Source organism: Mesorhizobium sp. M4A.F.Ca.ET.022.05.2.1, assembly GCF_003998845.1.
In the GTDB taxonomy this organism is placed as follows: domain Bacteria; phylum Pseudomonadota; class Alphaproteobacteria; order Rhizobiales; family Rhizobiaceae; genus Mesorhizobium.
The window spans coordinates 1-18,609 of record NZ_RZOJ01000084.1 but is presented as its reverse complement, the minus strand read 5'-3'; the positions used below and the strand labels follow the sequence as shown (position 1 = coordinate 18,609).

General features: G+C 64.7%; 12 protein-coding genes. 4 read left to right on the top strand and 8 right to left on the bottom strand.

The features are described 5' to 3' along the window. A partial coding sequence (locus EN745_RS12345) for a DUF5801 repeats-in-toxin domain-containing protein (RefSeq protein ID WP_189363029.1) occupies window positions 1-4,520 on the bottom strand: 4,520 nt, incomplete at its 3' end. 324 nt (window positions 4,521-4,844) lie between these two features. On the opposite strand from EN745_RS12345, the gene EN745_RS12340 reads away from it, so the two are divergent. Next, a complete protein-coding gene (locus EN745_RS12340; RefSeq protein ID WP_127421364.1) occupies window positions 4,845-5,834 on the top strand; it encodes a transglutaminase-like cysteine peptidase in 990 nt (329 codons plus the stop codon). A gap of 23 nt (window positions 5,835-5,857) precedes the next feature. Here the strand turns inward: EN745_RS12340 and EN745_RS12335 are convergent, their stop codons facing one another. From EN745_RS12335 to EN745_RS12320, 4 genes are read right to left on the bottom strand one after another with little or no spacing between them, the layout of a single operon-like run. Then, window positions 5,858-6,499 carry a ribbon-helix-helix domain-containing protein gene (locus tag EN745_RS12335; protein WP_126056481.1) on the bottom strand — a complete coding sequence of 214 codons (642 nt, stop codon included), beginning with the start codon at window positions 6,497-6,499 and terminating at the stop codon, window positions 5,858-5,860. Continuing rightward, window positions 6,489-7,778, bottom strand: coding sequence for an HlyD family type I secretion periplasmic adaptor subunit (locus tag EN745_RS12330; protein WP_126056480.1), 1,290 nt, complete (start codon window positions 7,776-7,778; stop codon window positions 6,489-6,491). Before EN745_RS12330 ends, EN745_RS12335 begins: the two co-directional genes overlap by 11 nt. Before the next feature lie 14 nt (window positions 7,779-7,792). Next, complete coding sequence (locus EN745_RS12325; RefSeq protein WP_126056479.1) at window positions 7,793-9,925, bottom strand: type I secretion system permease/ATPase; 2,133 nt, start codon at window positions 9,923-9,925, stop codon at window positions 7,793-7,795. A gap of 28 nt (window positions 9,926-9,953) precedes the next feature. Continuing rightward, on the bottom strand, window positions 9,954-11,411 hold the full coding sequence (locus EN745_RS12320; protein WP_126056478.1) for a TolC family outer membrane protein: 1,458 nt from the start codon (window positions 11,409-11,411) through the stop codon (window positions 9,954-9,956). Window positions 11,412-12,180: 769 nt separating this feature from the next. On the opposite strand from EN745_RS12320, the gene EN745_RS12315 reads away from it, so the two are divergent. Continuing rightward, window positions 12,181-13,491 carry an NAD(P)H-dependent oxidoreductase gene (locus EN745_RS12315; RefSeq protein WP_126056477.1) on the top strand — a complete coding sequence of 437 codons (1,311 nt, stop codon included), beginning with the start codon at window positions 12,181-12,183 and terminating at the stop codon, window positions 13,489-13,491. 6 nt (window positions 13,492-13,497) lie between these two features. Here EN745_RS12315 and proC read toward each other — a convergent pair whose 3' ends face one another. The 3 genes from proC to EN745_RS12300 form a co-directional block, all read right to left on the bottom strand. Continuing rightward, entirely contained in the window at window positions 13,498-14,313 is an 816-nt protein-coding gene (proC, locus tag EN745_RS12310) for a pyrroline-5-carboxylate reductase (protein WP_126056476.1), read from the bottom strand. Window positions 14,314-14,385: 72 nt separating this feature from the next. Further along, a complete protein-coding gene (locus EN745_RS12305; protein WP_126056475.1) occupies window positions 14,386-15,705 on the bottom strand; it encodes an O-antigen ligase in 1,320 nt (439 codons plus the stop codon). Next, the gene (locus EN745_RS12300; protein WP_126056474.1) at window positions 15,674-16,672 is read right to left on the bottom strand and encodes a glycosyltransferase; all 999 of its coding nucleotides are present in this window, start codon (window positions 16,670-16,672) and stop codon (window positions 15,674-15,676) included. The genes EN745_RS12305 and EN745_RS12300 overlap by 32 nt, the downstream gene beginning before the upstream one ends. A 170-nt stretch (window positions 16,673-16,842) precedes the next feature. On the opposite strand from EN745_RS12300, the gene EN745_RS12295 reads away from it, so the two are divergent. After that, window positions 16,843-18,006, top strand: coding sequence for a glycosyltransferase family 4 protein (locus tag EN745_RS12295; protein ID WP_127421363.1), 1,164 nt, complete (start codon window positions 16,843-16,845; stop codon window positions 18,004-18,006). Beyond that, window positions 18,003-18,609: WecB/TagA/CpsF family glycosyltransferase (locus tag EN745_RS12290; RefSeq protein ID WP_127421362.1), on the top strand; the 607-nt coding region annotated here is incomplete at its 3' end. The genes EN745_RS12295 and EN745_RS12290, both read left to right, overlap by 4 nt.

The window sequence follows — 18,609 nt, the reverse complement described above, 5'->3', positions numbered from 1 at the left end:
GTCCCGCCGATCAGCATGTCGTGGCCCCCGCCGCCGTTGATCGTATCGGCGCCGGTGCCGCCAAAGAGCACATTGTTGCCGCCGTCACCGTTCAGCGTGTCGTTGAAGTCCGAGCCGATGATATGCGGCGCGGCCAGCGTCGACGTGTAGGTGTGAGGGTCGCCGGCCAGCGACGACGAGTAGTTCTGAATGCCTTCGCCCGACGGGCTCAGCGTTATGCCGATCGTGCCAAGGGCGCTATCGTTGTCGCCATCGACGATGCTGACCGGAAGATCGAAGCTCACCGGGCTGTTTGTCGCAGCCGCGGCGCCAAAGTCTCCGAGCTTGAACGTGTCGCCCGACTCGTAGGCAATCTCGAGACTGTTGTATCCGGTTGCCGTATAGCTCGCTATCGACGTGTTCTGCAGGATCGAGCCGACGACTGCCTCGTATTGTGTTCCGGCAGCGGCGCCATCGACGAAATGTACCGTGAATATGTGACCGCCGACAGTGACGTTCGCGGTCGTCGTGCCGATGTCGGCAAACTGCACCAGCTTGGTCTCGCCGTTGTAGCTGATCGCAACCGCGGTAACCGAGTCCTGGGCGCCGTCGCCGACGGTCACGTTCCCGGCACCGTCCGGATCGTCGAAGGCGGCGAAGCGAGCCGCCGACTCGGAAGAGATGCCGGTGAACTTCGCCGACGCGCCGTTGGTGGTGTAGTGTCCTTCGAAGAGATGCGTCGAGGGCGACGAGTAGCTGCCGTTCGGCGGGCTCCCGGTCAGGTCCACGACAAAGTCGAGGCGCATCTTCTCGCCCGACCCGACCGAATTGCCGCCGCTGACGCCGCCTTCATTCGCGTTCGTGTTGAGCGTGCCGGAACTGACACCGCCCACAATCGGCGTGAGCAGCAGATCCTTGCTGTCGTCATTGGCTAGCGTGTTGAAGCCAGCCCAGGCTCCGTTACCGCCGACGAAGTCATAGCCGCCGCCGTTGAAGTCGACAGTGGTTATGCTGTCCACTGTCCCGTTCATGTCGACGGAGTAGGACGCGGTCGCCGGGTCGAGTGTGATGACGAACACGGAAGTGGCGCCGGCGAGGCCTGTAAGCGTGTGGCCGTCCCCGGAGACATCGAACACGATCGGAACGCCGTTGGAGGTCAGCCCGCTGGCTGCGCCGTCGAGCGACGATGGGAAGATGACGGTTCCGCCGCTGTCGCCGCCGTAATTGTTGGTGAGGATACCGTCGATGTCGAGGTCGAACGAGACCGCTGCGCCGGCTCCATTCGCCACAACCGCGGAGGCCGGGACTATCAGCGACGGGATGTCGTCGTCGAAGCCGATGTTGCCGCCCAGATCGGTGCTCACCGTCGAGGTCGCCTGGTCGTGGTCGCCATCGGTCACCGTCGCCGTCGCCGACAGCGTCACCAGGCCGCTGCCGAGGTCGATGTGGGCGTTGTTGTTGGTGGTGTCGAGGCTCTCGGGCAGGTGGTCGATCTGCTGGGACTGGGTCAGCGTCACGGTGCCGTTCGCATCGACGGCGATCCTGAAGATCTCGCCATGCGAGGCGGTCGAGCCGACGATGTCGTTGCCGACCTTGGCCAGGGTGATCGCTTCACCCTGGCTGGTCAGGCCGGAGGCCGAGTTGGTGACGTTGAGCGTGTAGCCGCTGATCACCGTCGAGCCGGCGCCGTCGGCGCCATAGCTCGGCGTCACCGCCGCCAGGAAGGCGGCCGCGAAGCTCGCGCTCGCCGTGTCGGAGGCCGGCCCGATCGTCTGGGCGTCCTGCGTCACCAGCGTGATGGCGCTCTCGTTGACCGTGCCGACCGTCAGCGACGGAGCATCGTCGTTGAAGGTGATGGTCAGCGTGCCAGGCGCCGTCGAGCCGTCGGCATCGGTGATGACATAGCCGAGATCGACGCTCGCATTGTTCTCGTCGTTCGGGCCGCCCGTATGCAGCACGTTGTCGAGCAGAGCCACAGTATAGGCGCCGGTCGCCGGGTTCGTCACATGCACCGTGAACAGCGCCGTGCCGATGCGGTCGCCGCTGGTGGTGGTCGCGGTCAGCGTGTGGGTGCCAGCATCCCAGCTGTAGGCAACGTTCTCCTGGCCGACCGTGCCGGTCGTGCCGTTGAGCGCCGCGAAGGAGAAGCCGTTGGCGCCGGCGCCGTCGCCGCCGACGCTGCCGCCGAGCGTGCCCGAGAAGGTCGCTTCGTTGTTGTCGCCATCGGTGTTCGGCACCGCAATGTCGCCAGTCGTGCTCGCCGCATTGCCATCGGCCAACCCGTCATCGTCGACCGAGGCCGCGGCCGTGCCGGTCGTCGGATGGTTGGCGTCGGTGACGGCAAAGCTGATGCCGGCCGTTGCCGTATCGCCGTCGCTGTCGGTCACCGTGTAGGTTGCCGAGGCCGCGCCCGTGCCGATCACCGGATTGTCGGCGGTGAAGGAATAGCTGCCATCGGCCTTGACCTTGATGGAGCCGTCGCCGATGTCGATCGCTTGCGAGTAGCCGTCCTGGCCGAAGACCAGCAGCGTGCCGTCGATATGCGTCACCGTCGCGCCGTCGGCGCCGGCGACGAAGTCCAGTGTGCCGGTGACCGTCGCGCCTTCAGCGACGTCCTGCGAGGCTTCCGCGCTCGCCGCCGGCACGTCGTCGACGATGTTGACGGAGAGCGTGCCGTTGGCGCTCTGCCCGTCCTCGTCGGTCAGCGTGACGGTGAAGTTCTCGAACAGGCTGTTGGTGTCCTGGGCGGTGGCATGCGCCTCGTTGTCGTTAAGCGTGTAGGTGTAGCTGACCACGCCGGTGCCGGCGTCATAGCCGGTCACCGTCAGCGTGTTGCCGAGCGCGGTCGTGAACGAACCGCCGGTGAATGTGCCATTGGTGATGAAGGTGTGGCCGTCGATCGCCAGCGAGGCGATGCCGTCAGGCGAGTTGATGGTGAAGGTGCCGCCCTGGGTCGTGCTTTCCTTCGAAGTGTCGGAACCGGCCGACTCGTCGGGCCCGCGGCTGGCCAGGAGGTCGTTTTCATTCACGATGACGTCGCCGCCATTGGCCTCCGGCGTCAGGTCGCTGATTTCCGGCGTCGAGTTGCCGATCGAGATCGTCAGCGTGGTGTGCGAGGTGTCGCCGTCGCCGTCCTTGATCGTGTAGGTGAAGACGTCGTTGACGCCGCCGGGCGTGCCGGCGTCGCGCACATAGGTGTAGGAGCCGTCCGCGTGAAGCGTCAGCTTGCCATATTCGCCCTGGATGGGCGTATTGAGCGTGGCGGCATTGTCGACATCGGTATTGGTGTTGCCGGCGGCGACGCCGACCACCGTCGCGTCGTCGGCGCCCTTGGTGTCGGCGCCCGCCGCGTTGCCGTCCGATCCGCTGCCGTCCATGACATTGCCGGCGACCGGCGCGAACGAACCCGCTGCCACCGCATCGGTGTCGGCAACCGCCGTCGGTACGTCATCGATGATGGCGACCGCAAAGGTGGTGCTGGCGGTATCGCCGTCGGAATCCGTGACGGTGATGCTGAAATTGTCCGGAACCGTATCGTTGGGGTCGTAACCGTTGGTGTGATCGGGATGGGTGACCGACTCGGTCACCGTGTAATTGTATTCAATAGCGCCGGTGACCGGATTGAAGGAGACGATCGTGATGTAGCCGAACTGGCCCTGGATCTGCTGCCCGACGCCCGTGACGGTGACGCCGTTGATGACGATCGAGCCGATCCCGTCCGGCGCGTCGATGGTGATCGTTCCGGTGCTCGACGTCTCCGAATTGCTTGGCGCGTCGCTGCCCGGCGACTGTGACGGGCCGCCGTCGAGGCCGGTTTCGCTGGCCGCCTCGTCCGGCGTAAGCAGCGACACCGCCACCACCGAAACCTTCCTGTCGACAATGGATGGGAAGAGTTCGCGCCGGTCGAGCTGGCCGAACTGCAGGGCCGTCGGCGGCAGCAGGGCCGACAGGTCGAAGCCGTCGCCGATGCCGCCGGGAGGGACGGAGAAGTTTCCGCCCGCGCTATTCGGCGAGCCGTTTCCGGGTCCGGCAGAGATCGAGCCGTCGGCGCCGAAGGCAACGTCGACATGGCTTGCTTCCAGCGCCGCGATCAGGGCAACGCGCGGCACCTCGACTTCGCCGAGGATGAAGGTGGGCACATTGAGCGCGCCGTCCTTGATGACGATCTCAGATCCGTCGGGCTGCACGAGCACGAGGTTGTGGCCGTCGACCTTGATGTTGTCGATCGAGACATTGGCCGGAAGCCTGACGACATTGCTGGCGTCGGCCACATAATCATGCGCCGCGCCCGCCGGTGCGTTTGCCGCAGCCGCCGGCGCTCCATTTGCCGGCGGGTTCGCGGCAGCTGCCGGTGCTTCGGGCTGAACGGGTGCGCCGCTGCCGACATCGACCGGTACCGGATCCGCCGGCGCGGCTTGCCCTGTCGAGGCGGCCTGCGCGACCTGGATTTCCTGCGCCGGTGTCAGGCCGGCGTGTTCAGTGGAAACCGCGCGCTCGTCAAAGGAAGCTGAAACGTTGTCCGAATCGATGTTGGTCGTCATGGCTGGAAACCCCTCCGGTATTTCCCGGGAAGAGACAGGGACGGCCTTGTCTTTGCAACAGTCGCTCATTCTGTTTCATATATTATGATATAGTAACTTTGCTATTTTTTACGCATGGTAAACCTTCGCCATATAACCCGGTATACTAGTGCTTTTCCGGACCCGTTTTGGTTGGGGTCGGCGGGCCGGGTTTGGCAAATATAAGTATAAATAAGAATAAAATTTTAGGAAAAGTAGATGAAATGAATTGCTGCAAACTTATCCACCTTCATTTCCAATAATTTGAGACAGGATTGATAGCGTCCACAGTCAAAGGTGGGCGTCATGAAAACACAAAAAGCTCTGCTGGGGAAAGCCGGACTCGAGGTTCTCGCGCTGGCGATCGGCCTCTGCGGGATGCCGCAACCGTCATCGGCGAGCGCCGCGCCGGGTGATTCGGCATTCACGGGAACGCTTGCGAAAGTGGTCCGGGCACCCCTCAGCCTGGGCGGTGTTTCGCTGGCCAGATATCAGCCCTGGCAGCCTGCGGCGTCATACAGGATCGGCATGGTCTCCGGTGCCTATGGCTTCGGCGAGGTCGAGCGTGCGGAGGCCGCGTCAGCGGCGCAGGGTGGCGCCGGCATTGACCCTATCCAGACGGCCGCGATCATTCCGGGCGTGTTCGGCTCGGTCGCGCTGTCGATGCGCAACTTCCCGGTTGCGGCGCGCTGGGCGCCCGTCTACCGGGCGATCGTCGACTGCTCGGCCGGCAGCGCATGCGAACGCAAGAACACCGCCTTCGTCGCGATCGTCGACGCCGCCAAGGGCATGGGGTTCAGCGACAGGCTGGCTTTCGTCAACACGAGCATCAACCGCCTGATCGCCTACCGGAAGGACAGCGCCGTCTACGGCAAGCTGGACTATTGGGCGAAGCCTTCGGAAATCCTCGAGCGCCGGGCCGGCGACTGCGAGGATTTCGCCATTCTCAAGATGACGGCGCTGCTGCAGGCCGGCGTTCCGGCGCAGAGCATGTCGCTCGTCGTTCTTCAGGACCGCAAACGGAAATTCTTCCACGCCGTGCTGTCGGTGAGTACCGCCAGCGGTGCCTTCATCCTTGACAGTCTCGGCAATGCCGTCAGGCGTGACAGCGATCTGCCCGACTACGTTCCGCTCTATTCCTTCAGCATGGACCGGGCCTGGATCCATGGCTCCAAGACCGGCGGCGCCGAGATGGCCGACATCAAGGGCGGCGTTGCCACGGTTGCCCCCGGCGAGGGCCTGGAGCCGGACATGGTCTCCGCGATTGTGGCGCCGACCCGCATGGGCCCGCGCTGAACACCTTCCCGGCCCCTCCGGGGTCAGCCGCTGAAGACGAAAGCCATCAGCAATTCCGGCTCGGCCACGGGCGCGCGCGCCACGTTGAGCTGGCCACGGTAGCGGCGCTCGCCGACGCCTATGACGAAACCGGTATTCACGGGCGTTTCGCCATTGGCCTCGAGCCGGGCGAAGATATCGGCCACGTTGAGGTCGAGCGCCAGCTTCAGGTCGTGCCGCGCATCGTCATTCGGGCTCGCCGGCAACTGGCGCTTGACCAGCTGCTGGAACGGCGCGTTGAAAGTAAGGATCTTCTTCGACGACGACAGCGCGAAGGCCGGCGAAGGGCAGGCGACAAGTATCGCGGTGATCGTCCTGATCGAGGCAAGCTTGCGCAGTGCAAGGTTCTCCTGCGCCAGTCCGCGCATGCAGGCGACCCTGATCGCCGAGGTCAGGTTCCCCTGTTCGGCGTGGCTTTCGGCAATCTCGTCGACCAGCATGCCGATCGTGCACTTGCGGCTTTCGGCCATCTGTTTGAGCGTCACCCAGAAGGCGCGCTCGAGGCGGATGCCGCGGCGCACGCCGCCACGTGCGACGACGCGGAATTCCGGTCCGAAATCCTCGGCGGTCAGCGGCAGGAGCAGCCGCTCGCCCTGGGGGATGGCAGGTGTGATGCTATCGCTCACTCATCGCCTCCTCGCGTGCCTTGTTGATCGGCTTCAAGAGATAGGTCAGGATTGTCTTTCGTCCGGTCTTGATGTCGACCGAGCAGATCATGCCTGGAATGATGGAATAGGTTTTGCCGTCCCTTGCCAGTGTCGACTTTTCCGTGGCGACACGCACCTGGTAGTACGGTTCGCCGGTCTTCTGATCGACCAGGCTGTCGGCGGTGATGTTCGAGACCTTTCCCTCGATGCCGCCGAAGATCGAGAAGTCGTAGGCCGTGACCTTGATCAGCGCTTCCTGGTCCGGCCGGATGAAGGCGACGTCGCGCGGCGAGACCCGCGCTTCGACCAGCAGGGTTTCCGAGGTCGGGACGATGCCGGCGACCACCGCGCCAGGCTGCACGAAGGCACCCAGCGTGTTCAGGTCCAGCGTGTTGACGATGCCGTCCACCGGCGAGCGGATATCGGTGCGCGCCACCTTGTCGGTGGCACCGCGGATGGTCTCCTCCACGACCGAAAGCTCGGCCAGCGCCTGGGTGAGCTCGTCCAGGGCCTCCTGCTGCAGTTGCAGGCCGAGCTCATCCACCTGCAGCTGCGCCTCGGTGATCGCCGCCTTGGCCTTCTTTATGGTCTCGCCGGCGAGATTGAGCTGGCCGTTCAGCTCGGTCTGCTCGCGCTCGACGCGAAGCTGCTCGGTCCTGGCCATCAGCCCCTTCTTGACCATCGCTTCGACCAGCTTGGCCTCCTGGTCGCTGACGATCAGGTTCTTCGACAGGCGGTCGAAATTGGCGGTTGCCTCGTCCAGTTCCTTCTCGCGCTGGTCGAGGCGCGACTTGAGCACCGACAGCTTGTTCTCGAAGTTTCCACGCCGCGCAACGAGCAGCCTCTGCTCATTGTCGCAGATTTCCGGGGCGACCGACTGGATGTCGGCCGGGCATGGAAAGGGGCCGGCAATGTTGCCGCTTTGCTCGTATTTGAGCCTGGCGATGCGCGTCTGCAAAGCGCGCGCCTTGGCCTGCTGCTCGCCGAGGCTGGAGCTGTTGCCCGTATTGTCGAGGCGGATGATCAGGTCGTTCTTCTTGACGACCTGGCCGATCTTGACGGCGATCTCCTGGACAACGCCGGCCTCGCTGGCCTGGATGATCTGGGTCTTCGAGGCAGGTATGACCTTGCCGTCGCCGCGCGCGATCTCGTCGACTTCGGCGAAGGCTGCCCAGCCGACGAAAGCGACGAACAGCGCCGCTATGATGTATATCGAGGCCGACGCGAAAAGCGGCGGACGATCTTCCCTTGCAAGCATCTACCCTGTCCCAGTCAGGCGCTCGACTTCTGCAGCGCCTGGATGACTTGTTCCTTCGGCCCGTCGGCGACGATCTTGCCCTGATCGATGACGATGAGGCGGTCGGCCAGCTCCAGCATGCTGAAGCGATGGGTCGAGACGATCAGCGTCGTGTTTCGCTCGAAAGCCACCTTCAGCTGCTTGATCAGCTGTCGTTCCGAGGCAAGGTCCATCGACCCCGACGGCTCGTCGAGAAAGACGATCTTCGGTCTGGTCAAAAGCAGGCGCGCGATCGCCACCGCTTGCCTCTGGCCACCCGACAGGTTGGTGCCGCGCTCGCCGACATTCATGTCGTAGCCGCGAGGATGACGGGAGACGAATTCATCGACACCGGCGGCCTTCGCGGCCTCGATGATGGCCTCGTCGCTCGCCTCCGGCGCCGCCATCAAAAGGTTCTCCTTGATGGTGCCCGAAAACAGGTCGCCGGCCTGGGCGACGATGCCGACCGCGGCGCGCACCTCCGAGGGGTGGTATTGGCGGATATCGATGCCGTCGACCAGCAGCTCCCCCGAGCTCGGCAGGAAAAGCCTGCCGATCAGGCGTCCCATCGTGGTCTTGCCCGATCCAATGCGGCCGATAATGCCGACACGCTCGCCAGGCTTGACCGAGAAATTCAGCCCGCTCAGTACCTCGGTTTCGGAGCCGGGATAGACGAAGCCGACATTCTTGAAGGCCATCGCGCCGTTGCGGATCGGGCGATTGACGAAACCCACCGTGTCCGGCCTGTCCTCCGGCTGCGACATGATCGAGTTGACGATCCTCAGCGACAGCATGGCCTGGCGGAACCGGGAGAGCGTGATGGCGATCTGGCCAAGCGGCGCCACGGCCCGGCTTGCCAGCATGACCGTGCCGATGATTGCCCCGGTGGAGACATACCCTTCCGAGAAGGCATAGGCGCCGGCCACGACCAGGGCGACGGTCACCAGCTGCTGGATGGATCCGGTGATGTTGCCGGCGGCGGCCGAAAGCTGCTTGATCTTTTCCGACGTGTTGGCAGCGTTCTTGGAATGCTCGCCCCATTTGCGCAGCAGGTACGCCTCGGCGCGCAGCGACTTGATCGTTTCCAGCGTCGAGATGGATTCGACCAGCAGCGCCTGGCGCTGCGAGGCCTCGTTCATCGAGGCCGCCACGCGCTTGCCGATGCGGCGCTGCGTCACCAGTCCGACGATGATGGAGATCACGAAGGCAAGCGCCGGGATGACCACCAGCCAGCCGCCGATTGCGTAGATGACCAGCAGGAAGACGAAGACGAAGACGGTGTCGATGAAGACGCTGATCGTGTTGGAGGTGAAGAACTCCCGCACAAATTCATATTGGGTGACGCGGCTTGCGTATTCGCCGGTTGAACCGGGCCGCGTCGATAGCGAAGAGTTCAGCACCTTCTCGAACAGGAGATAGGATATTCTAAGATCCGCCCTGCGCCCGGCATAGTCGATGAGCGAGGCGCGTGCCGTCTTCAAAAGCAGGTCGAACAGGATGACTGCGCCGATGCCCAGCGCCAGCACCCAGAGCGTCGCGATCGCCTTGTTCGGCAGGATCCTGTCGTAGACGTTCATGGTGAAGATCGGCGATGCGATGGCCAGCATGTTGATGAAGATCGCCGACAGCACGACCTTCGAATAGGTGCGCCAGAACGCACCCATCGTTCCGGTTAGCCAGTGCCGGCGCTCGATCTTCGGCGCCGAGCCGACCTTCATCGCCTCGGTGGTGTTGGCGTAGGTGATCGAGAAGGACGCGCCGCCGCTGATATAGCTTTCGGCCAGCTCGGACTTGCTGATCGTAGTGCGGCCGTTTTCCTGAGGGGCGGTGAGGTAGTCGCCGCTGTCGATTTCCGCCAGCAGCGCGACGGGCAACTGGCTGACGCGGAAAACGATGGCCGGAAGGTCGACGCGTCCGCGCAGGAAATCACGATGGTTGAATTCGCTGACCTCCAGGCCGATGCGCTCGGCCAGGTGCCTGATATCGGCGATCTCGATGCGCGACTCCCCGATCGGGACCCCGGCAAACAGCACGGTCTCCGCGCTCGGCCTGCCGAGATACGCCGCAACGGCCGAAAAACAGGCCTTGAACGCCTCTTTGGGCGACAGGATATGTGGCTGCTGATTCACGACCCGCCCCGAAGGACCAGCGATCGACTTACATCGGCTGCTTCTTCCTGACTGGCGCGAGGATGTCGAACGGCAGATCGTTCTTCTGCTCCGACGGGGTCCGCGCATAGGTTTCGGTATCGGCGGTTTCCGGCACGCCGAACTCGGTTCGCGCATAGGCCGTCGACTGCTTCGCCGGCGCGATGTTCATCGTCTTCAGCAGCTCTCCCGTCGCCGCCAGCAGGCGGTACTGGGCGAAAAGCGAGGCGTAGGACGCGGTATCGGCCAGCGTCGCCGTGTTGAAGCGCGTGTTCTGCGCGTCGAGCACGTCGAGCAGCGATCTCTGGCCGACCTTGAACTGCTCGCGATAGGACCCGACCAGCCTTTCATTGGCGGCGGCCTGTTGCTTCAGTGTCTTTGCCAGGTCGGCTTGCCGGAAGCGACGGTCCCAGGAGGTGCGGACCGCTTCCTCGATCTCGCGCAGAACCTGATGCAGCGCAAGGCGCTGTTCGCTGGTGCGACGGATCTGTTCCTGCTCGTTGGCCTTGTCGATGCCGCCCCGATAGAGGTTCCAGCGCAGCACCACCCGCGCCTGCAGGTCGCTGGTATCACCGTCATTGCCGTCGATGTCGGTGCCGGCGCGGGCAACGCCCTCGGCGATGATCGACGGTCCGAATTTCGCCCGTGCGGCGTCGACCAGGGATGCGGCGGCGTCGATGTCGCTGTTGGCCATGTGCACGCGCGGATTGTTCTGCCGCGCCAGCCCGATCGCCTCGTCAAGCGAGCGCGGCAGGGCAGCGGAGACATCGCCCGGCCGCGAAGCATTGGTCAGCGGTTTTCCAACGGTCTTGAAGAACCGTATCTTGGCGGCTTCAAGTTCCTCGGTGGCTTCCTGCATGCGCGCCTTGGCGGCGAACAGCCGCTCCTCGGCCTGCTGGCGGTCGGCCTCGTTCAGCGCGCCGCCGGCGATGCCTTGCTGGATGTCGCCGAGAATGGACTGATGGAAGCCGAGGTTCTTCTTCGCCTCCGAGACGATCTGAGCCTGCAGCATGTATTCCAGATAGTCCTGGACGACGGACAGCCCGATGAATTCGGACCGCTCCAGCACCCGGAACGACGCGCCGTCGACCCGTGAGGCCTGACGGTTCAATTCGGCGCGCCTTGCGCCGCTGTCATAGAGCGTCTGCGAGACCGTCAGATCGGTTTCGGCCGGATAGAGCGCGTCATCCTCTATGGAAAGCGCGCGCCGGGATGGATTGTCGAGACGGCGGGCGCCGGCCGATGCTTCCAGATCGACGCTCGGAAGGTAGAGACCCTTCGCCTGGCGCAGCTCGAATTCGATCGCCTCGCGGTTCTGGATCGCCTGGCCGATCTCCGGATTGGATTCGACCGCGACCGCTATGGCTTCCTTGAGCGTGAGTGCGCTAGCAGTCCCACAAGCCAGCATCGAAACTGTCATGGCGAGCGCAATGCGCCAGCCAACGGTGACATTACCCGTCCTGTTCATTTCTACCCCGTGACTTTGTATCCCCGCGCCCGTGTTGTTTTTTTAGGCGCTCAGTGCCCAAGCCTGCCACCGGAGCTCTCCCACGATTATCTATCAAAATTTCGCAACGTGTGAGCGCTTATTCATTTGGGGGCCCGCCAAAAACGAGAATCCGGCCATTAGTTTCGCCGGATGTAGCAAAAATGGCACAGAAAGGACGGGCCGCTGACCCGCCATTTGGTGTGAAAGGAACGCCAATTGGCGTGAAAGGAGCAAAAGTACCCTTCGCGCAAACGAAGTACAAAACGCGGCGCACATAGAATCACGCGCTGGCGTCGGCCGGTCTTCCAGCACCGGCAAGGCAATGTGCCTCCAGCAAAATATGACCGTGGGCAGCAAGGGTTCAACCGCCGGCAGAATCGCGGCCTGAATACTTCTCGCAGCGAAGCCGGCCTCCGGTGCAAAGGCTTGCCATTGGGCCAGCCATCATGATGCCGTGTCCCCCGGTGCGACAACGCGCCATGCGGGTTCGGGGGTGAACGATACAGCTTCGGCGCGCAGCGGCGGAGCGCATGGGTATGGCGTGTGCGGTTGCGTTCAAACTATGTGTTTCTGCGCTCGTTCCTGCCTTGGCTGGAGAGTCAAAGGCGCCGAAGGAAAACCGCTGCGCGCTTTTCCTTTAATTGCTCCAAATCCCAGAGAAATTGCCGCCGTTTTGCCGGTTTCATTGGCAATGGAGGGCGGTTGCCTGCTATTGCCGCTTCAAATAAAAAAGCATGGACGTTTCCGCATGACCAATGTCGCCCTGACCGGGCTTGCCCGCGATCTCGCCAGACGGGCCGCCGAAGGCCGTCCGGTGCGCATCGGCGTTATCGGCTCCGGCGAGATGGGCACCGATCTGGTGACGCAGGGCATGCTGATGCCCGGCATTTCGGTCGCGGCCATCTCGACGCGGCGCCCGCACACCGCCCGCGACGCGATCCGCATCGCCTATGGCGACGAGGCCATGGCGGCTGAGGCCGACACCGCTTCGAAGGTCAGCCAGGCGATCGAGAGCGGCAGGATCGCCATCACCTCGAACGAAATGCTGGTCACCAATCCGCTGATCGACGTCGTCATCGACGCCACGGGAAAACCCGGCGTCGCCGCCGACTTCGACCTGATGGCCATGGAGCACGGCAAGCATCTGGTGATGATGAATGTCGAGGCCGACGTCACCATCGGCTGCTATCTGAAACAGCAAGCCGACCGGCTAGGCGTCGTCTATTCGGTCGGCGCCGGCGACGAGCCGTCGAGCTGCATGGAACTGATCGAGTTCGCCTCGGCGCTAGGCTACACCATCGTCTCGGCCGGCAAGGGCAAGAACAATCCGCTCAACCATGACGCGGTGCCCGACGACTACCGCGAGGAGGCGCTGCGCCGCAACATGAACCCGCGCATGCTGGTCGAGTTCGTCGACGGCTCGAAAACCATGGTCGAGATGTGCGCCATAGCCAACGCCACCGGTCTGGTGCCGGATGTCCCAGGCATGCATGGTCCCAAGGCCGACCGCGACGAGCTCGCCAAGGTGCTGATCCCGAAGGCCGATGGCGGCATCCTGTCGAAGAAGGGCGTCGTCGACTATACGATCGGCAAGGGCGTGGCGCCCGGCGTCTTCGTCATCGTCGAGGCGACGCATCCGCGCGTCATCGAGCGCATGGACGATCTCCATGTCGGCCACGGCCCCTACTACAGCTTCTTCCGGCCCTACCACCTGACCTCGCTGGAAGTGCCGCTGACCGCCGCCCGCATCGTGCTCCATCGCCGGCCCGACATGGTGCCGCTGCCGAGGCCGGTGGCCGAGGTCTGCGCCGTCGCCAAGCGCGATCTGGCAGCGGGCGAGACCTTCGACGCCATCGGCGAGACCTGCTACCGCTCCTGGACGATGACCGTCACAGATGCCCGCGCCAGCCGCGCCGTGCCCGTCGGCCTGCTTGAGGGCGGCAAAGTTCTGAAGCCGGTCAGGAAAGGCGAATTGCTGACCGCGGACAACGCCGCGCCTGACGAGACGACCAGGCTCTACGCCTTGCGCCGCAAGCAGGACGAGATGCTGTACGGCTGATCGAGTTTACTTCCCCAGCTCTATCGACCTCAGCCGCGCCGCTTCCACCGCTTCGGTCAAAAGCCTCGTCAGCCGCTCCTCGCCCATCAGCACGCCAAGCGCGGCGGCCGTCGTGCCGTTCGGGCTGGTCACCTGCTGGCGCAGCACGCCGGGGTCCTCGTGGCTTTCGGCGGCGAGCGAGGCGGCGCCATAGACCGTCTGCATGGCGAGCAGGCCGGCGGTCCTGGCCGGCAGGCCGGCCTTTTCGGCTGCAGCCGTCAGCGCCTCGATGAAATGGAAGATGTAGGCCGGGCCTGATCCGGACACCGCCGTTACCGCGTCCATCAAGCCTTCGTCGTCGATCTCGGCCACTTCGCCGCTCGCCGCCAACAGGTCGGCGACGAAGCGCTTCGTGTCGTCCGACACCAGCGGGTTGGAGAACACCACCATCATGCCCTTGCCGATGGCGGCCGGCGTGTTCGGCATGCAGCGCACGATCGGCGCACGGTCGCCCAGGATTTCGGTGAAGGTGGCGACGGGCGTGCCGGCGGCGACGCTGAGGAAGGTGGTGCGGCCGTCGCCGAAACGCTTGTAGGCGGCGGTCACGTCGCGGATCACTTGCGGCTTGACCGCGATGACGACGAGGGAAGGCACCGCGTCGGCCGGAATTCCGGCGGCATCCGCGGCGGCGCCGCAGCCCAGCGCCTCGGCACGCTTGCGCAACGCGTCATTGGGCTCGACCACGAACACGGCTTGCGGTGCAAGCTTGCCGGATTTCAGCCAGCCCGAGAGCATGGCGAAACCCATATTGCCGCAGCCGGCGAGAACAAGCCTGATTGTCATTTGGATGCCTCCGCGGGAACGGCCTTCCCATAGACGCTTGCGGCGTGGCGGGAAAGCCCCGTCGAAGCCAGCTCAGGAAGAGCGGCGCACCGCCAGCGGCCGCAGCGCCACCTGCCTCAGCCCGAGCACGCTGAGCACGAAGAACAGCCAGACGGGGTCGGCGCGGCGGAAGAAGAAGCTTTCGAGGAAGCCGTTCAGCGCCGCGAACAGCAACACCATCATGAAGAAGTCGCCGAGATAGATGTTCTCCTTGCGCAGCGGGATGCGCATATAGTCGCGCAGCGGCGCGATCAGGAAGGTGTAGACCGCCAGGCAAAGCGCCGGAATACCCATCAGCACGGCGATGTCGAGATAGCCGTCATGGCCGTGCACAATGGTCCGGATGTCCCAGGGTCGGTCGAAGGGCTGGTCCTGGTTGAGCAGCAGCGGTGTCCCCCAGAAGCTCTCATAGCCGTAGCCGGTCCAGGGTTTCTTCGCCAGCATGCCGCCGGCGAACTCCCACAGCGTCGTGCGCCCGGTATAGGTAAGGTCGGGAAAATAGACCGCCGCCAGGTGCTTCACCGGCGGAATGAAGACAATGCCCAGCGTGCCGACCGCCGTGGCGATGATTGCCAGCGCGAACAGGATCGGCGTGCCGAGCCGCATGCCGATCAGGCTCGGCAGCACCACGATCAGGATCGAGAACGGCACCAGCCCGACCGTCGTCTTGGAGCCGGTGTGCAGCATGAAGATCATGGCGACGGCGAAGATGCCCGCGCCCCAGAGCTTCTGCCCCCGCCGATAGAGATAGAGCCCGGCGAAGCTGAAGCAGGCCATGATCGGCCCGGCGATGTTCTTGTGGGTGAAGACGCCGCGCCAGAGCCCAGCATGTTCGGGTTCCTGCGAGTCGGCCGTGTGCATGGCCTCATGCGGAAAGACGATCAGGCCGACATAGGAGAGGCCGATGACGACAATGGCGGTGAAGATGATGACCTTGGAGAAGCTTTCCGCGTCGCGCGGCAGCGCCAGGATCGTTGCCATGGTCAGGATGCCGATCAGCGTGAACGAGGCGGCGCGCATCGCCGAGGGCGGATCGGTCGCCAGCACCACCGATAGCATGAAGAAGCCGAGCATGAGCATCCAGGACGGGCTGAAGAGCGAGCGCGCCACCCGCGGGTCGGCGAACGCCATAAGCGAGAAGATCGAGATCGCGCCGAGCGAGCTGAAACCCAGCTGATTGACGATGTCGCCACCTTGGCCGGTCAACTCGGCGCCGGCCGGCTGGAACGGCCGGAACGACACCATGATGACGGTGAACAGCAGCGCCGCTATCGCGGTGGCGACGCCCTCGCGGGTGAACGCCGCGCTGAGCGGCGCCCGCTCAGTTCTTCTCAGGCTGCCGGTATTGCTCATTGGCGTATCCGAATTCGGCCATCACGCGGCCGAGGGCGACATGGATGGGATAGAGGCCGATCGCGACCGATCCCGTCCGCGCCAGCCGGATCGCGCCGCGCAGCGGCGAAGCGGCAAGCAGCGCCAGACTCTTGGCGAACACTTTCAGGCCGGCAAGCGGCGTGCCGGCGCGCTTCTTCTTCTCGACCAGCGTCGAGATCACGCCGTTGCGCAGGCTGCGGGCACGGATCCAGTCGGCCTCGACGCGCCGCGCGGGCACCGTCTCATGCACCTTGGCTGCGGCGCACCAGCCGAGCACGAAGCCTTTCTGGGCCGCTCGGCTGAGGAAATCGGAATCGCCACCGCCCATGAAGTTGAAGCGCAGGTCGAGGAAGGGTGGGCTCATGGCGGTCAGCACGTGTCGCCCGACCAGGAGGTTGCCGGACGAATAGAGCGCAGGCACGCGGCCCGTCTCGCGATAGGGCGGCGCGAAGACCGGGTGCTCCGCCCATCTGGTATGCGTCGGCTCCGCGAACACCGGCACCTGCGGTCCGCCGATTATGTCGGCGCCGAGCGTCTCGGCCGCCTTGCACATGCGCTCCAGCCAGTCGGGATCGGCGAGCTCGTCGTCGTCGATGACCAGCAGGTGGCGGAAATTGGGAAAATGCAGGATCGCGGTCTGCCAGCCGGCGTTGTAGGCGCTGCAATTGCCGCGCTCATGCGCGATGATGACCAGACCCGACATTTCGCCGCGCTCGAAGGACGGCAAGGCCGCCTTGGCGCCGTCGCGCGCCTCGGCTTCGTTCTCCATCACGATCACGGCGAAGCGTCTCGCGGTCCGCTGAGCCTTCAGCGACGCCAGCGTCGCCAGCAGCATCTGCGGGCGCTTGAAGGTCGGCAGCGTAACGACCACCTCGATCGCCTCGGCGGCAAGCCCAGGGGAGCGTCCCGCGATCGATACCGAACCGTCCGATGGCAAGGGGATCATGCGCTCCAGCCGCAGGGGTGATTTTGGCCCTCGATAGCACTGCGATGATAACGTTTCGTTAATCACCTTTCGCGGCGAAATCCGCGACACCGAGACTCTCGGCGCCCATTTGGTTCACTTAATCAAGGGTTCACCCCGCTTTGCTATCTGGGTTGCGCTGGATAGGTGAGATGCATCTGCTGTTCGCCACATCGATCGTGCCCGACGGCGCTCTCGCTTCGGGCTATGAGATTGCCAACGCCGCGATCATAGACGCGTTGCGGCGCGCGGGCGTGCGCGTCACCGTGGTTGGCTTCAATTGGCCGGGAAAGCCGGCGGCCGACCCTGACAACACCATCGTGCTCGGCGCCGTCGACGTGCGCACCGAAAGCGCAGCACCGCTGCAAAAGCTCGCCTGGGTGGCCAAGGCGATGCTCTCCGGCCTCACCTTCGCCTCGGTCAAGCTGCGTATCGTTTCCGATGCCGAGGTCCGTGCCGCGATCGGGCGCGCCGGCCCAGTTGACGGTTATGTGCTGAACTCAGTGCAGTTCGCCGGCGCCTTCGAGACGCTCTTCGGCGACCGGCCGTCCATCTTTGTCGCCCACAATGTCGAGCACCGCTCGGCCGAGGAGAATGCCGCCGCGGCAAGCCTCCTTCAGCGCCTCCTGTTTCGCCGGGAGGCGAGGCTGCTCAAGGTCATGGAAGAGCGGCTCTGCCGCCAGGCGCGTTTCGTCTTCACCCTGGCCGAGGAGGATCGCGCGGCACTTGGCGTCGCCTCCACCGACCGCTCGGCGGTGTTGCCACTGGTCACCCGCAGCCAGGCGCCGGCCGGCCGGAGGCGCATCGACTTCGACGCGGCCCTGATAGGCACCTGGACCTGGCAGCCGAACCGCATCGGGCTCGACTGGTTCCTGCAAAAGGTCGTGCCGCATCTGAAACCGGGTTTCCGCATCAGGATCGCCGGCGGCATGCCGGCGGGCATCACCTCCGCCCATCCCGGTGTCGAATTCGTCGGCCGCGTGCCTGACGCGCAGGCCTTCGTGCGCGCGGCCGCCGTTATCCCGCTGATCAGCACCGCCGGCAGCGGTGTGCAGCTCAAGACCATCGAGACCTTCGAACTCGGCTTGCCGTCCGTCGCCACCAGCCGCTCGCTGCGCGGCATCGGCCATCGCCCGGACAATTGTGTCGTCACCGACGATCCGATCGCCTTTGCCGCCGCGCTCGAGGCCGCCGCCGCGAATGCCAGGGATGTCGACGGCAGCGCCTTCCATCGCCGTCAGGTCAAGGCGCTCGATGCCGCGATCAAACTTGGCCTCGATAAGCTCGGTTCGGTCAGGCAGGAGGCGTTCGCATGAACATGCACGCCACCCGCAAGGCGTTCGGGTCCGACACGTTGAAGACCATCCTCGGCATTCCCGTGCTCGCCATCCGCTGGGACGACGCGATCGCGCTACTGACGCGGCTGGTCGCTGAGCGGCGCTTCACCAAGGTCAGCTTCCTCAACGCCCACAATGCCAACATCGCCTGCACCGATCCGGTCTTTGCCGAGGCGCTGGACGATTTCCTCATCCTGCCCGACGGCATCGGCGTCGACATGGCGGCGCTGCTGCTCTACGGCGCGCCGTTTCCGGACAACCTCAACGGCACCGACTTCGTGCCTGCCTTCCTGCAGGCCTCGTCGCGGCCGCTGACCGTCGGCCTGCTCGGCGCCACCCGCGTGAACGCCGAGGCGGCATCGGTCAAGCTCGCCGCGCTCGCCGTGCAGCACAGGTTCGTGGTCATCCACGACGGCTATTTCTCCGCCGCCGAGGAGCCGGTGATCGTCGACAGGATCGCAGCGCTGCGGCCGGATGTGCTGCTCGTCGCCATGGGCGTGCCGCGCCAGGAATTGTGGATCGCGCGCCACATCGACGCCCGTCACTGCACGCTGCCGATCGCGGTTGGCGCGCTGCTCGATT

Bases quoted from the DNA above. Each gene is read 5' to 3' on its own strand.
- EN745_RS12320 (WP_126056478.1), bottom strand. From the start codon at position 11,411: ATGAACAGGACGGGTAATGTCACCGTTGGCTGGCGCATTGCGCTCGCC.
- proC (WP_126056476.1), bottom strand. From the start codon at position 14,313: ATGACAATCAGGCTTGTTCTCGCCGGCTGCGGCAATATGGGTTTCGCC.
- EN745_RS12305 (WP_126056475.1), bottom strand. From the start codon at position 15,705: ATGAGCAATACCGGCAGCCTGAGAAGAACTGAGCGGGCGCCGCTCAGC.
- EN745_RS12340 (WP_127421364.1), top strand. From the start codon at position 4,845: ATGAAAACACAAAAAGCTCTGCTGGGGAAAGCCGGACTCGAGGTTCTC.
- EN745_RS12300 (WP_126056474.1), bottom strand. From the start codon at position 16,672: ATGATCCCCTTGCCATCGGACGGTTCGGTATCGATCGCGGGACGCTCC.
- EN745_RS12330 (WP_126056480.1), bottom strand. From the start codon at position 7,778: ATGCTTGCAAGGGAAGATCGTCCGCCGCTTTTCGCGTCGGCCTCGATA.
- EN745_RS12315 (WP_126056477.1), top strand. From the start codon at position 12,181: ATGACCAATGTCGCCCTGACCGGGCTTGCCCGCGATCTCGCCAGACGG.
- EN745_RS12295 (WP_127421363.1), top strand. From the start codon at position 16,843: ATGCATCTGCTGTTCGCCACATCGATCGTGCCCGACGGCGCTCTCGCT.